Origin of the sequence: Pantoea piersonii (genome assembly GCF_003612015.1) — a bacterium.
Taxonomy (GTDB): domain Bacteria; phylum Pseudomonadota; class Gammaproteobacteria; order Enterobacterales; family Enterobacteriaceae; genus Pantoea; species Pantoea piersonii.
Window position 1 is genome coordinate 1 of sequence record NZ_RARB01000004.1, and the last position, 14,445, is coordinate 14,445.

Below are 14,445 nucleotides of genomic sequence, written 5' to 3' on the forward strand. Positions count from 1 at the left end.
TTAGCGCGGCGGTCCCACCTGACCCCATGCCGAACTCAGAAGTGAAACGCCGTAGCGCCGATGGTAGTGTGGGGTCTCCCCATGCGAGAGTAGGGAACTGCCAGGCATCCATACAGAAAAGCCCCCTGCTGACGCAGGGGGCTTTTTTACGTCTGTCGATCGCTGAAATTTATCTCTCAATATGCTTTAACCTGCCTTTTTATCACCTGATTTTTGCCTCTTACGCTCTGTTTGCCGTTTTTAGCTGAAACATTTTCATTTATCGCATGAAGACTCGACATCATCATGTCGCCAGGTTATGGTTGGGCATCTGGATGTCTAAACGTATATACGGTTGTGAAGAGGAAAGCCGCACATGCCAATCAGGGTTCCCGACGAATTACCGGCAGTAAATTTCTTGCGTAATGAGAACGTCTTTGTGATGACCTCATCGCGCGCCAGTGTTCAGGAAATCCGTCCGTTAAAAGTTCTGGTGCTCAATCTGATGCCGAAAAAGATCGAGACGGAAAACCAGTTCCTGCGACTGCTCTCCAACTCGCCCTTACAGATCGACATACAGCTGCTGCGTATCGACAGCCGCGAATCGCGCAATACGCCGACGGAGCATCTCAACAACTTTTACTGCAACTTTGATGATATTCAGCACGATAACTTTGACGGGCTGATTGTCACTGGCGCGCCGCTTGGTCTGGTAGATTTTAACGATGTCGCTTACTGGCCGCAGATCCAGCGCGTGCTGCACTGGGCGAAAGAGCATGTAACCTCAACGCTTTTTGTCTGCTGGGCAGTGCAGGCGGCGCTGAATATTCTTTACGGCATTCCCAAGCAGACGCGTCAGAACAAACTGTCGGGCGTGTATGAACATCATATTTTGCATCCCCACGCACTGCTGACGCGCGGCTTTGACGATAACTTTCTCGCGCCGCATTCGCGCTATGCCGATTTCCCGACGCAGCTGATCGCGGATTATACCGACCTGGAGCTGTTCGCCGAATCTGAGCAGACCGGCGCCTATCTGATGGCCAGTAAAGACAAACGTCTGGTTTTTGTTACCGGCCATCCTGAATATGACGCGCTCACTCTGTCTGGCGAATACCACCGGGATTACGAGGCGGGCCTGCAGCCGGAAGTGCCCTTTAACTATTTTCCCCAGGACAATCCGGAACTGCCGCCGCGCGCGACCTGGCGCAGCCACGGCAACCTGCTGTTCTCCAACTGGCTAAACTATTATGTTTACCAGATTACGCCATTCGATCTGCGCCGCATGAATCCTACGCTGGAGTAATCTGGTAGCAGGATCGTTCGCAAAAGTTTTTACGTCCCAGCCGCGTATTCGTCGCGGCTTCCTCCCTTATGAAAGTTATGCCAGTATGACGCGCTGGTATTTTAGCCAGCAGACTGAGCTGAATGAGGCAAGAGTGAGCAACAGAATCGAAGCGCTGCATCAGCAGCTCGCGCAACGCATCATGGTGCTGGACGGCGGCATGGGCACCATGATCCAGAGTTATAAACTGGACGAGCAGGATTTTCGCGGCAGTCGTTTCGGCGACTGGCCCTGCGATCTTAAAGGCAACAACGATCTTCTGGTGCTCAGCAAGCCCGAGGTGATCCGCGAGATCCACCACGCTTATCTGGAAGCGGGCGCGGATATTCTGGAAACCAATACCTTCAACGCCACCCGGATCGCCATGGCGGATTACCAGATGGAAGCGCTGTCGGCAGAGATTAACTACGAAGCCGCCCGGCTGGCGCGAGCCTGCTGCGACGAATGGACGGCGAAAACGCCGCATCGTCCACGCTACGTCGCTGGCGTGCTTGGCCCAACCAACCGCACCTGTTCGATCTCACCGGACGTGAACGATCCCGCTTACCGCAACGTCACCTTCAACCAGCTGGTAGAGGCGTATCGCGAATCGACGCGCGCGCTGGTTGAGGGCGGCGCGGATATCATCATGATCGAAACGGTGTTCGATACGCTAAACGCCAAAGCGGCGATCTTCGCCGTGCAGACCGAGATGGAAGCGCTGGGCGTCAATCTGCCGCTGATGATCTCCGGCACAATTACCGATGCCTCAGGCCGTACGCTCTCCGGCCAGACGACGGAAGCCTTCTACAACTCGCTGCGTCACGCCGAACCGCTGTCGTTTGGCCTCAACTGCGCCCTTGGCCCGGATGAGCTGCGCCAGTATGTGGCGGAGATGTCGCGTATCGCCGAATGCTACGTCACGGCGCACCCCAATGCCGGGCTGCCCAATGCCTTTGGCGAATACGATCTTGATGCCGACGTGATGGCCGACCAGATTGGCGAATGGGCGCGCGCCGGTTTCCTCAACATTATCGGCGGCTGCTGCGGCACCACACCGCAGCATATTAAGGCGATGGCGGATATTGTCGCAGGCGTTGCGCCGCGCAAACTGCCTGAGCTTCCGGTCGCCTGTCGCCTCTCCGGGCTTGAGCCGCTCAACATCAGCAGCGAGACGCTGTTCGTCAACGTAGGCGAACGCACCAACGTCACCGGCTCGGCTAAGTTCAAGCGACTGATCAAAGAAGAGAAGTACAACGAAGCGCTGGAAGTCGCGCTGCAGCAGGTACAGAGCGGCGCGCAGGTTATCGATATCAATATGGATGAGGGAATGCTCGACGCCGAAGCGGCGATGGTGCGTTTCCTTAACCTGATCGCCGGCGAGCCGGATATTGCGCGCGTACCCATTATGATCGACTCCTCTAAGTGGGAAGTGATCGAGAAAGGCCTGCAGTGTATTCAGGGCAAAGGCATCGTTAACTCGATCTCAATGAAAGAGGGCGAGGAGATCTTTATCCACCATGCGCGACTGGTACGCCGCTACGGCGCGGCGATGGTGGTAATGGCCTTTGATGAGACGGGCCAGGCAGATACGCGCGCGCGCAAAATCGAGATTTGCCGCCGCGCCTATAAAATCCTTACCGAGCAGGTCGGCTTCCCGCCGGAAGATATTATCTTCGACCCGAATATCTTTGCGGTCGCCACCGGTATCGATGAGCACAACAACTACGCGATGGACTTTATCGGCGCCTGCGAAGATATCAAGCGTGAACTGCCGCATGCGATGATCTCCGGCGGCGTCTCTAACGTTTCCTTCTCCTTCCGCGGCAACGATCCGGTGCGCGAAGCCATTCACGCCGTGTTCCTCTATTACGCTATCCGCAACGGTATGGATATGGGGATTGTCAACGCCGGGCAGCTGGCGATTTATGACGATCTGCCTGCCGAACTGCGCGACGCGGTAGAGGACGTGATTCTCAATCGCCGCGCTGACGGCACCGAGCGTCTGCTTGAGCTGGCGGAGAAATATCGCGCCAGCAAAGGCGACGGTGCAGAGGATAAGCAGCAGGCGGAATGGCGTAGCTGGGACGTGGTGAAGCGTCTGGAGTACTCGCTGGTTAAAGGCATCACCGAATTTATCGAGCAGGATACCGAAGAGGCGCGTCAGGCATCAGCGCGTCCCATTGAGGTGATTGAAGGCCCGTTAATGGCGGGAATGAATGTGGTAGGCGACCTGTTCGGGGAAGGGAAGATGTTCCTGCCGCAGGTGGTAAAGTCGGCGCGCGTCATGAAGCAGGCGGTGGCTTACCTTGAGCCCTATATTCAGGCCAGCAAAGAGGCGGGCCGCAGTAACGGCAAAATCGTGCTGGCCACGGTCAAAGGCGACGTGCATGACATCGGTAAGAATATTGTCGGCGTTGTGCTGCAGTGTAATAACTACGAGATTATCGACCTCGGCGTGATGGTGCCGAGCGACAAGATCCTGAAAACCGCCATAGAGCAGAAGGCGGATATTATCGGGCTGTCGGGTCTCATCACGCCGTCGCTGGATGAGATGGTCAACGTCGCGAAAGAGATGGAACGTCAGGGCTTTACGCTGCCGCTGCTGATTGGCGGCGCGACGACCTCAAAGGCGCATACCGCCGTGAAGATCGAGCAGAACTACAGCGGCCCGACGGTCTACGTGCAGAATGCCTCGCGCACCGTCGGCGTGGTGTCATCGCTGCTGTCGCCGACGCTGAAAGAGGATTTCGTGGCGCGTACGCGTAAAGAGTATGACACCGTGCGTATTCAGCACGCGCGTAAAAAACCGCGCACGCCGCCGGTTTCGCTACAGGTGGCGCGCGATAACGCGGTCCGTATCGACTGGGAAAGCTATACGCCGCCATCGGCGCATCGTCTCGGCGTCAGCGAGATATCGGTTGGCATCGATACGCTGCGCAACTACATCGACTGGACGCCGTTCTTTATGACCTGGTCGCTGGCGGGCAAATATCCGCGCATTCTTGAAGATGAAGTGGTAGGCGAAGAGGCGAAGCGTCTGTTTGCCGACGCCAACGCTATGCTGGACAGCCTCAGCGCGCAAAAAACGCTGACGCCGCGCGGTGTGGTGGGCATCTTCCCGGCCAACCGCGTCGGGGACGATATTGAGATTTACCGCGATGAGAGCCGTCGCGAGGTGATTGCCGTCAGCCATCATTTGCGCCAGCAGACGGAGAAAACCGATTTCCCCAACTACTGTCTGGCGGATTATGTCGCGCCGAAGTCGAGCGGCAAGGCGGACTATCTGGGCGCTTTCGCCGTGACCGGCGGCCTTGAGGAGGACGCACTGGCGGAGGCGTATGACGCGCAGCACGACGATTACAACAAGATCATGGTTAAAGCGGTGGCCGATCGTCTGGCCGAAGCCTTCGCCGAGTATCTGCATGAGCGGGTGCGTAAGGTGATCTGGGGCTTCGCCGCCCATGAGAACCTGAGCAACGATGAGCTAATCCGCGAAAATTATCAGGGCATTCGTCCCGCGCCGGGCTATCCGGCCTGTCCGGAGCATACCGAGAAAGCGGCCATCTGGCAGCTGCTGGATGTGGAAACCCATACCGGCATGAAGCTCACCGAATCCTTCGCCATGTGGCCTGGCGCGTCGGTTTCAGGCTGGTACTTCAGTCATCCCGACAGCCGCTATTTCGCAGTGGCGCAGATACAGCGCGATCAGGTGGAAGATTACGCTGCGCGTAAAGGTATGGCGGTAAGCGAGGTAGAGCGCTGGCTGGCGCCGAACCTGGGATATGACGCGGATTAAAAAGGGTGCTGGAAGCGGGCAACGGTAGCCGGTCGTAAAGTCGCTCAAGGCATTCCTGCTCGCTCCGCGCAGAGACGCACCTCATCTCTGAGGTGCGTCCTTGAACGGGCCAGCGCGCTGCGTTGTTCAAAACGCGCCTGGCGTTTTTAGCCCTGGCGCGTTCTGCTCCTTTCAGCCGCTTTAGCTGCGGTGCCCTCTGCCTGATTAGTTAAAGCGCGCGTCGCGATCGGACGTCAGGTCATAAAGCTGATATTTGCGGCCCAGCATCTGTCCGCCGTCACGCGTCAGCGGCACCCAGTTGACCTGCGCGCGGCCGCGCGTCGGCGTAACGGTAAAGAGATCCAGTGGAATCGACAGATAGAAACCTTTGGTGAAATCCCCTTCGCCATACTGCTCTGACGACACGTTGGTTTTGGTGGCATAGACGCCAACCATTACGCCGCTGTCGAAGCGCTTCGAAACGTCAAGCGTGACGCCCTTATCCTTCGCCAGATACTGTCCGACGCTCGCCTTCACCAGCAGATCCTGCATAAACCACGGCCGCCAGTAAGCCGTAACATGGCCAGTCGGCGCCTTGTAGTTGGTGAACTGCATCATGTTGTCCCAGTCGCGCTGGCGCACATAGTTGGCGTCAACGCCAAAGGCCCAGTTGCTGTCGACCGGACGGTAGAGCAGCTCGCCGCCGACGCCGCCATACATCGTCTCAAGGTAACCGCCGTACATCTGGCCGTAAAAGCCGTTGCCGAGGTAGCCCATGTAGTTGGCCTGCAGATCGTTTACGTAGACGTTATTCTCGACATAGTCGCGGATATGGGTACGCACGCGCGGCAGGGTGGAGTCGGCGGGCGCGCCGTTATAGTTGAACTTGTCGTAGTTATTGGCGAGGTTGCCGAACAGGCTGCCGCCCACCAGCAAATGATCGGTAAACCAGTAATCCAGGTTGCCCATCACGCCGACCTGATACATGTAAAAGCTTTCCGGTCCGCCGACCGACTGGTTCAGCACCGGCGACAGGCTGTAGTTGAGCCGCTCTTTACGAATAAAGAATCCCTGCTCGGTCTCGCCCGCATCGACCGGGTTTTCACGCGTCTGGCGCAGCGGCTGCTCCTGGCCGAGCGGATAACCTTCCAGCTGATTGCGCAGGCTGCTTACGTCGGTGCGCGTCGTTACCTGCGGCATATTGAAACGCGACTCGGTGACCTCGATGGTATCGATGCCTGCCGGCAGATTATTCATGATGATGCGGTTGGCGCGATCGACCCCTTCGCGCGTGTCACGATATTTGGTCTGCTCGCCGGAGACAAACAGCGTGCTGCCCCTGGTCTGAATGCGCGGCCCGTTCAGCCCGGCGTTGTACTTCAGGTCGGTCAGCTGGCTGGCGACGACGGTCGGCTCCAGCATGCGCTCCTGCGGATGAGGGCGGTAATCGGGCTTCGCGCTGTCAATATGCGCCTGATGCAGGTCGTTGAAGTTGGTGCGCACCGTCACGCCGAACATAAAGGTATTGCCGCGTTCATAGCTGGCGTTGATATCAGCCCAGTCGGTGACGCGGTAAATCGCGCCGACGTTGACCTTGCTGCGCTGGTCGAGCCTGCCAGCGAAATCATCCTGATAGTTGTTGCCTTCATACTCCAGCTTAAGGCGCAGCGGCTGCCACGGCGTCTGATACTCTACGCCGCCGAAGAGCGCCGAGGGGCCGTGAAACATCTGCGAGCCGTTGATGGAGCCCGCTTCGCCCACGCCAGGACGCTGACAGTAGCTGTCGCTGTAAGAGCAGAAGGGGTTTTTAACTGTGCCGCTGTTGCCGAGGTAGCCCCAACCGAGTCCGAGCGTAAAGTCGAAAGGTCCCCAGGCTTTGCTCGCCACCAGATATTCACTGTCGAACAGGCCGGTGCCGCCGAGATCGCGCGTGCCGAAAGCAACTTCCGGCAGCCAGTAGCTCTCTTTCAGCAGGCGCAGCTTGAGGTCGAACGCCTTGTCTTTATAGCTCTGGTTGCCGCTGAAACTCTCTACGGCGCTGTAGCGACGCGTGCGGACGTCGGTATAACGCACCGTAGTCTCCAGCCAGGGCAAGAGCTGCAGCGAGGCGGAGTAGTAGCGGTACTGATCGTTGTCGCGGAAGTTAAGGCTGAATTCCCCCTCGCGCGCCATACGCGCGGTCGGCACCTGCAGCAGGCCGACGCCGCCGAAATCTGACTGCGACGGACCCACCGGATCGGGAAAGGTATCGGCCTGCGCCTGGCACGCGGCGGCCACGGAAACAGCCAGCAGGCTGAAAAGAAGTCGTTTATTCATCACTCTGGCACCCGGTGAGTCAGAACAGAAATCATGCGCTGGTTTAAATCGTCATACGCGTCAGGCAGGCTCCATGAGGAGAAGCCAAGCCAGATAATGCTGCCGGGCGCGACCTCGGTATGACGCTGGTTCCAGTAAGCCACCGGCACGCGCTGCGTCTCACCGGCGGGTGAGATCACCGTGGCGTAGCTGTTTTCCGCACCGGAAAGATGCTCGTGTCCCGCCAGATAGCCGCGTACCGTCTGGCCGGGCTGCCAGCTGACCTTGCCTGCGCCGCTTAGCGCGCCCAGCAGCCATACGCTGTCGGACTGCGGCGTCAGCCAGAGATCGTAACGACCCTCAAGACGACGGTTGGCATCGGCATGCAGGCGTATCCAGTCGGGATCGAGCGAGACGGACTGGCGACCCGTTACCGCGATCGCGCTGAGCTGGCGTACGACTTCGCCGATGGCGGCGGCGCGATCGCCGCTGCTTTGCGCCTGCCAGGCGCGCAGATCCGCCAGCGTTTGCTGCTGCTGTCGCTGCGCGATCGCGCTGGCGTTTCGTTCGGCAATTACCGCGCCGTCCCACCAGGCTTTGTCGATAAGCGCAGGCTGCGTCACCAGCTGCGCCAGGTTCTGTACGTTGTCGAGCGTGGCGCTGCCCTGCGCGGTATGCACCGTCACCTGTCCCGCCGCCCACGCGGCGCTGCTGCCAGCCAGCATCAGCCCGACCAGCAAAGAGAGTGTTGTTTTCATGATTTCGCCGGCTTCAGAAGGGTAGTGGCAACAGGGAAGTCGTCCGCAGCCAGCATCTGGCGCGCCTGCACCACTTCGCCGCTGCTGTTATCGATCCAGAAGGTGTTTTCCCAGGCGCGACCAGTGGCCGCGATGCGTGCCTGCTCGGTCCAGACGCGACAGGCGACGCGGCGACCCGCCAGCGTCAGCACCTCGTCTGTGCCGCGCGCAAAGCGGGAACTCACGGTAGCGGCGCGCGTCTTGCCGTTTTCGGTCCACTGCACGATACGCGTCCAGTTAGCGCCGTCGCGCAGATGCAGCGCGTCCGCCAGCGGGTCCTGCGGCAGATTACTGACCTGCTGCAGGTTATCCGGCAGGCCCAGGGTTTTCACCAGGCGGCCGTGTCGGGTCACCAGCATGGCGTTATCCTGAGTAATCCACTTCTGCTGGCCGTTTTCGTTATAGCCCAGCACGACGAAAATCTGTGGACCTTCATTAATACGGGCATAGAGGCTGGCATAGGGCAGATCGGCGATCTGCTGGTCGGTTTTAACCACGTCATCGGGGCCAGACACCGCCATCATGACGGTCTGTTCCAGCCCTTTTTGCGTCTGCGTGCAGGCCTGCAGCAGCAGGCAAGCCAGCAAAAAAGGAAGTTGGCGCACTGTATGTCCCTGTAAAAGAAGCCAAAGCAAAAAATAACCACACGACTGTGTGGTTATGTTTAAAGGTGCTACATCAACGAGTGGTGCTCGTTGTCGTCGTGGTTGTTGTACCGGTATTCGCACCGTCACCACCGCCAGAGGCAGCGATGCCGACACCGACTAATGCGCCGAGCGCGCCGATACCGACAGCGGTTGAAGTGCCGGCGGAGATTGCTCCCGCCTGCGCACCCGCTGCGGCACCCGCTTCTTCCGGAGCGGCAAAAGCCACGGAATGCGCTGCGACGTATAGTACGGCTGCTCCGGCAACCATGATTTTTTTCATACAGCTTGTCCTGCATTGAGTGAATGAAGGATGTACCCATTTCGGGCGTGTTCAGTATAGGGCAACAAATTACCAGAGTTCAGCGTGGGAAAAAGCGGTCGAAACGGCCCCCCTGTTTTGGCTAAAAAGGAGACTAAACAGCAATAACCCCTTTTTTCTTCTTAATATTTACGGCAGGACGGAATTAATTGCTGTCATGGAATTACATGCAAAGCGTTTTTTACTTTTTTAGTAATAAATGGGACTGAAACGCTATTATCAGATTTTACCTGGCGAGCTAAAAATAAAATTCCTTTTAAAAACAGGAGGAAGGGGAGAGGTGAAGGGGAAATAAGGGCCATTTTAAACGCGAGAGGGACTGGCTTTTTAACTGCATCTTCAGAGCAATCTCAACTCAATTTAAGAATTATCCCGTCTGGCTTGCGCATATTATCAGCCAAAAAGCGTTTATTTTCTTCGCCGCGGCAATAAAAAGGCGGCCGTATGGCCGCCATAAAGAGATTCAGTGCTAATTAGCGCCAGGACTTATAGCGATTAATTAAGCCATTGGTGGAACTGTCGTGGCTGTTAATCTCCGCGCTGTTTTCCAGCTCAGGCAGAATACGGTTAGCCAGCTGTTTGCCTAACTCTACGCCCCACTGATCGAAGGTGAAGATATTCAGGATAGCGCCCTGAGTGAAGATCTTATGCTCGTAGAGCGCAATCAGCGCGCCGAGGCTATAGGGTGTAATCTCGCGCAGCAGGATCGAGTTAGTCGGGCGGTTACCTTCGAACACCTTGAACGGCACAATGTGCGCGACGGACTCAGCAGATTTACCCGCATCGGTAAACTCTTTCTCTACCACGTCGCGTGACTTGCCGAACGCCAGCGCTTCGGTCTGGGCGAAGAAGTTAGAGAGCAGCTTCTGATGATGGTCCGCCAGCGCGTTATGGGTGATAGCCGGCGCGATAAAGTCGCAAGGAACCAGCTTAGTGCCCTGATGGATCAGCTGATAAAACGCGTGCTGACCATTGGTGCCCGGCTCGCCCCAGATAATGGGGCCGGTCTGGTAATCCACCGGATTGCCGTCGCGATCGACGTACTTACCGTTAGATTCCATATTGCCCTGCTGGAAGTAGGCCGCGAAACGATGCATGTACTGATCGTAGGGCAGGATCGCTTCGGTCTCGGCGCCGAAGAAGTTGTTGTACCAGATGCCAATCAGCGCCAGCAGCACCGGCAGGTTCTGCTCAGCTGGCGTCGTGGAGAAGTGCTGGTCCATCGCATGCGCGCCGCTCAGCAGCTGTTCGAAGTTATCGAAGCCGATAGAGAGGATAATCGACAGGCCGATGGCCGACCACAGCGAGTAGCGTCCGCCGACCCAGTCCCAGAACTCAAACATATTGGCCGTGTCGATGCCAAATTCGCCCACCGCTTTCGCATTGGTCGAGAGCGCGGCGAAGTGCTTCGCGACATGCTGCTGATCGCCAGCGGTTTTCAGGAACCAGTCGCGCGCGCTATGGGCGTTGGTCATGGTTTCCTGGGTGGTAAAGGTTTTTGACGCCACTAAAAACAGCGTGGTTTCCGGGCTGAGATCTCTCAGGGTTTCCGCGATATGCGTGCCGTCCACGTTAGAGACGAAGTGCATATTCAGGTGGTTCTTATAAGGGCGCAGCGCCTCCGTCACCATAAACGGGCCGAGATCCGAACCGCCGATGCCGATATTCACCACGTCAGTGATCGCTTTGCCGGTATAGCCTTTCCATTCGCCGCCGATAATGCGCTCTGAGAAGTGCTTCATCTTCTCCAGCACCGCGTTGACTTCCGGCATCACATCTTTGCCGTCTACCAGAATCGGCGTGTTGCTGCGGTTGCGCAGCGCAACGTGCAGCACGGCGCGATCTTCGGTGCGGTTGATCTTCTCGCCGGAGAACATCGATTTAATTGCGCCGCTCAGGTCGGTCTCTTTCGCCAGCGCCTGCAGTTTGTCCAGCGTTTCCTGGGTGATGCGGTTTTTCGAGAAATCCACCAGCATCTGGTCGTCAAAGGTGGCGGAGAATTTAGCAAAACGATCGGCATCCTGAGCGAACAGCTCGGCGATAGTCACCGATTTCATCTGTTCAAAATGCTGTTGCAGCGCTTTCCAGGCTGCGGTTTGGGTCGGATTGATATTTTTCATGGCAACACTCTTGTTGATTTAAGAACCGTCATTCCATCGTGGGTAACCACACCCATATAGCGTTTCAGTATGACAACAGTGTCCACTGAAAGGAAAAATTTTGTCGGCGTTATCACCTTTGCGCCTGGCGTCAGCAACCTCCGCGCCTGAAAACGCGCGCCGCTTCAGCCTGTCGCTGCGGGGGTTTTTCAGACCCGGCGGCGCGTATTGTGCCGCGAACTTAGCGTCTGAACCTTGTGCCGAATCAGAATAAACTGGTCCCGGGCGGGCCATTTAACGCTCAGAGCGCAGCAAATCGCCGACAGACGTAGACAGCAAGCTTATGACCCGGTATTTTTATGCGGCTACTTGCGCACCCGTGCGCAAGCCAGAAGAGGCGCGTCGCCCAGGCAGTGTGTTGGAGGAACCGTATCCGGGGATAACACATCAGGGGGAGCGACGCCGAGGTGGTCAACACACGGAGTGTTGCCTGTCGGCTGCAGGGGCTGAATCCCCTGGGTTGTCACCAGAGGCGTCCACAGTCGGTCGCTTCGCAAGGTGAAGTGCTTCTGGGTGACTCGTCTCCTGATCTTGTCTGCCCAATTCTGCTCTTCCCTTGTGCCAAGGCTGATACAATGTCTCCCGTCCCATACACGCGGGAGAAGATAACCTGACACGAGGTCGTACATGTCTCAAACTCTGATCGTGGCGAAATTTGGCGGCACCAGCGTTGCCGATTTCGATGCTATGAACCGCAGCGCCGATGTGGTGCTGGCCAATGCTGACACGCGTCTGGTGGTGCTCTCCGCATCAGCGGGCGTGACCAACCTGCTGGTTTCGCTGGCGGAAGGCCAGGAGCAGGCGCAGCGCGCTTACCTGCTGGACGAGATTCGCCGCATCCAGTATGCGATTGTCGAGCGTCTGCAAAATCCCGCCGTTATCCGTGATGAAATCGACCGCATGATCGAAAACATCACCATGCTTTCCGACGCCGCCTCGCTGGCGACCTCTAACGCCCTAACCGACGAACTGGTCAGCCACGGCGAGCTGATGTCTACGCTGCTGTTCGTGGAGATCCTGCGCGAGCGTCAGGTCGAAGCGGAGTGGTTCGACGTGCGTAAAGTGATGCGCACCAATGACCGTTTCGGTCGCGCCGAGCCGGAGATCGCGACGCTGGCCGAGCAGGCCGCCGCGCTGCTGAAGCCGCGTCTGGATCAGTCGCTGGTGATCACCCAAGGCTTTATCGGCAGCGAGCAAAAGGGCCGCACCACCACGCTGGGGCGTGGCGGCAGCGACTATACCGCTGCGCTGCTGGGCGAAGCGCTGAAAGCGGCGCGCGTGGATATCTGGACCGACGTGGCGGGTATCTATACCACCGATCCGCGCGTTGTCCCGTCCGCCAAGCGTATCGACGACATTACCTTCGAAGAGGCGACCGAGATGGCGATCTTCGGGGCAAAAGTGCTGCATCCGGCGACGCTGCTGCCTGCGGTGCGCAGCGACATCCCGGTGTTTGTCGGCTCCAGCAAAGATCCGGCTGCTGGCGGCACGCGCGTCCATCGCGAAACCGCCAACCCGCCGCTGTTCCGCGCGCTGGCGCTGCGTCGTCGCCAGACGTTGCTGACGCTGCACAGCCTGAACATGCTGCACTCGCGTGGTTTCCTCGTTGAAGTGTTCACTATTCTGGCGCGCCATAATATTTCCGTCGATCTGATCACCACCTCGGAAGTGAGCGTGGCGCTGACGCTCGACACCACCGGCTCGACCTCAACCGGCGACAGCCTGCTGACCCAGGCGCTGCTGACGGAGCTCTCGTCGCTCTGCCGCGTCGAGGTGGAAGAGAATCTGGCGCTGGTGGCGCTGATCGGCAATAACCTTTCCAGAGCGCGCGGCGTCGGCAAAGAGGTCTTCGGCACGCTTGAACCCTTTAACCTGCGTCTGATTTGCTACGGTGCCAGCAGCTACAATCTCTGCTTCCTGGTGCCGGGCGAAGATGCGGAGAGCGTAGTGCGCGCGCTGCATAAAAACCTGTTTGAATAACGATCCGCCCGGCGGGATCGGATCTCTCTGGTGCGATCCACCGCCTTTTAGCGCATAAGCCAGCGTATCTCCGACACTATCTTGCGGATCGGCAGCAGTCGATCCGCATTTTCCTTTCTGGCTCTTACTCCGCCTTACGCTCCGATAACGAAATGTTATGATCCCGGTCCGCCGACGCACCCGTTCCTGCGTCGCGTTTCTCTGTGGCATCTGCTTAAAAACACAACATTCGAAGAAGGAAGTCCGGCTATGCTCGCCAAATTAACCCGTCTGTTTCCGCTCTGGGCCGTGCTGCTCTCCGCCGCCGCCTGGTATTCGCCCGGCGTCTTTCTCGGCATCGGGCCCTGGGTCACCTGGCTGCTGATGCTGATTATGTTTAGCATGGGCGTAACGCTTAATATCGACGATTTTAAACGCGTGCTGGTGCGCCCGGCACCGGTGATCGCGGGCACCTTTTTGCACTATCTGGTGATGCCGCTCGCCGCCTGGGGGCTGGCGAAGCTGTTCCACATGCCGCCCGATCTCTCTGCGGGCATGATTCTGGTGGGTAGCGTGGCCAGCGGCACCGCCTCGAACGTGATGATCTATCTGGCGAAGGGCGACGTCGCGCTTTCGGTGACTATCTCCTCGGTTTCCGCGCTGGTGGGCGTTTTCGCCACGCCACTGCTGACGCGTTTCTATGTCGACACGCATATTCAGGTGGATGTCGTGGGCATGCTGCTCAGCATCGTGAAGATCGTCGTGATCCCGATTGGCCTGGGGCTGATCATTCACCACAGCCTGACCGGTCTGGTGCGCCGCGTGGAGCCTTACCTGCCCGCTTTCTCCATGATCTGCATTCTTTTGATCATCAGCGCCGTGGTGGCGGGCAGCCAGGGTTTTATCGGATCGGTCGGGCTGGTGGTCATCGCCGCCGTGGTACTGCACAACGCCATCGGTCTGCTGGGCGGCTACTGGGGCGGCAAGCTGTTCGGCTTTGACGAGTCGACCTGCCGCACGCTGGCGCTGGAGGTAGGGATGCAGAACTCCGGTCTGGCGGCGACGCTGGGCAAACTCTACTTCTCGCCGCTGGCCGCGCTGCCGGGTGCGCTCTTTTCAGTCTGGCATAACCTTTCCGGTTCGCTGCTGGCTGGATACTGGTCAGGCAAACCGATCGACAAGAAGTAA

General features: G+C 58.1%; 9 protein-coding genes, 1 rRNA gene and 1 riboswitch. Of the genes, 5 read left to right on the plus strand and 5 right to left on the minus strand.

The genetic code is table 11. From position 1 onward, the window contains the following. The 3 genes from rrf to metH all read left to right on the plus strand — a co-directional run. Positions 1–106: ribosomal RNA gene (gene rrf / locus D7S44_RS11970) — 5S ribosomal RNA — on the plus strand; the annotation flags it as partial. Positions 107–355: 249 nt separating this feature from the next. Beyond that, on the plus strand, positions 356–1,285 hold the full coding sequence (gene metA, locus D7S44_RS11975) for a homoserine O-acetyltransferase MetA (protein ID WP_120455131.1): 930 nt from the start codon (positions 356–358) through the stop codon (positions 1,283–1,285). Positions 1,286–1,370: 85 nt separating this feature from the next. After that, complete coding sequence (gene metH, locus D7S44_RS11980) at positions 1,371–5,102, plus strand: methionine synthase (protein ID WP_120455133.1); 3,732 nt, start codon at positions 1,371–1,373, stop codon at positions 5,100–5,102. Between the two features lie 204 nt (positions 5,103–5,306). On the opposite strand, the gene D7S44_RS11985 is transcribed toward metH, so the two are convergent. From D7S44_RS11985 to pgi, 5 genes are all read right to left on the minus strand, one after another. Beyond that, the gene (locus D7S44_RS11985; RefSeq protein WP_120455135.1) at positions 5,307–7,397 is read right to left on the minus strand and encodes a YjbH domain-containing protein; all 2,091 of its coding nucleotides are present in this window, start codon (positions 7,395–7,397) and stop codon (positions 5,307–5,309) included. Then, positions 7,397–8,134, minus strand: a complete 738-nt coding sequence (locus D7S44_RS11990; RefSeq protein WP_120455137.1) for a capsule biosynthesis GfcC D2 domain-containing protein — start codon at positions 8,132–8,134, stop codon at positions 7,397–7,399. The genes D7S44_RS11985 and D7S44_RS11990 overlap by 1 nt, the downstream gene beginning before the upstream one ends. Then, entirely contained in the window at positions 8,131–8,778 is a 648-nt protein-coding gene (locus tag D7S44_RS11995; RefSeq protein WP_120455139.1) for a YjbF family lipoprotein, read from the minus strand. Before D7S44_RS11995 ends, D7S44_RS11990 begins: the two co-directional genes overlap by 4 nt. Positions 8,779–8,851: 73 nt before the next feature. Then, positions 8,852–9,100, minus strand: a complete 249-nt coding sequence (yjbE, locus tag D7S44_RS12000; RefSeq protein WP_033749135.1) for an exopolysaccharide production protein YjbE — start codon at positions 9,098–9,100, stop codon at positions 8,852–8,854. Positions 9,101–9,612: 512 nt separating this feature from the next. Continuing rightward, positions 9,613–11,259: a glucose-6-phosphate isomerase gene (gene pgi, locus D7S44_RS12005; RefSeq protein WP_120455141.1), complete on the minus strand. Its 1,647-nt coding sequence runs from the start codon at positions 11,257–11,259 to the stop codon at positions 9,613–9,615. 363 nt (positions 11,260–11,622) lie between these two features. Next, positions 11,623–11,815: riboswitch (Lysine riboswitch) on the plus strand. 110 nt (positions 11,816–11,925) lie between these two features. Here pgi and lysC point away from each other — a divergent pair. After that, positions 11,926–13,278: a lysine-sensitive aspartokinase 3 gene (gene lysC, locus D7S44_RS12010; protein WP_120455142.1), complete on the plus strand. Its 1,353-nt coding sequence runs from the start codon at positions 11,926–11,928 to the stop codon at positions 13,276–13,278. Between the two features lie 249 nt (positions 13,279–13,527). Further along, positions 13,528–14,445: a ketopantoate/pantoate/pantothenate transporter PanS gene (gene panS / locus D7S44_RS12015; RefSeq protein ID WP_120455145.1), complete on the plus strand. Its 918-nt coding sequence runs from the start codon at positions 13,528–13,530 to the stop codon at positions 14,443–14,445.

Coding starts and splice junctions, on each gene's coding strand:
- lysC (WP_120455142.1), top strand. CDS start 11,926: ATGTCTCAAACTCTGATCGTGGCGAAATTTGGCGGCACCAGCGTTGCC.
- metH (WP_120455133.1), top strand. CDS start 1,371: ATGACGCGCTGGTATTTTAGCCAGCAGACTGAGCTGAATGAGGCAAGA.
- metA (WP_120455131.1), top strand. CDS start 356: ATGCCAATCAGGGTTCCCGACGAATTACCGGCAGTAAATTTCTTGCGT.
- panS (WP_120455145.1), top strand. CDS start 13,528: ATGCTCGCCAAATTAACCCGTCTGTTTCCGCTCTGGGCCGTGCTGCTC.
- D7S44_RS11990 (WP_120455137.1), bottom strand. CDS start 8,134: ATGAAAACAACACTCTCTTTGCTGGTCGGGCTGATGCTGGCTGGCAGC.
- yjbE (WP_033749135.1), bottom strand. CDS start 9,100: ATGAAAAAAATCATGGTTGCCGGAGCAGCCGTACTATACGTCGCAGCG.
- pgi (WP_120455141.1), bottom strand. CDS start 11,259: ATGAAAAATATCAATCCGACCCAAACCGCAGCCTGGAAAGCGCTGCAA.
- D7S44_RS11985 (WP_120455135.1), bottom strand. CDS start 7,397: ATGAATAAACGACTTCTTTTCAGCCTGCTGGCTGTTTCCGTGGCCGCC.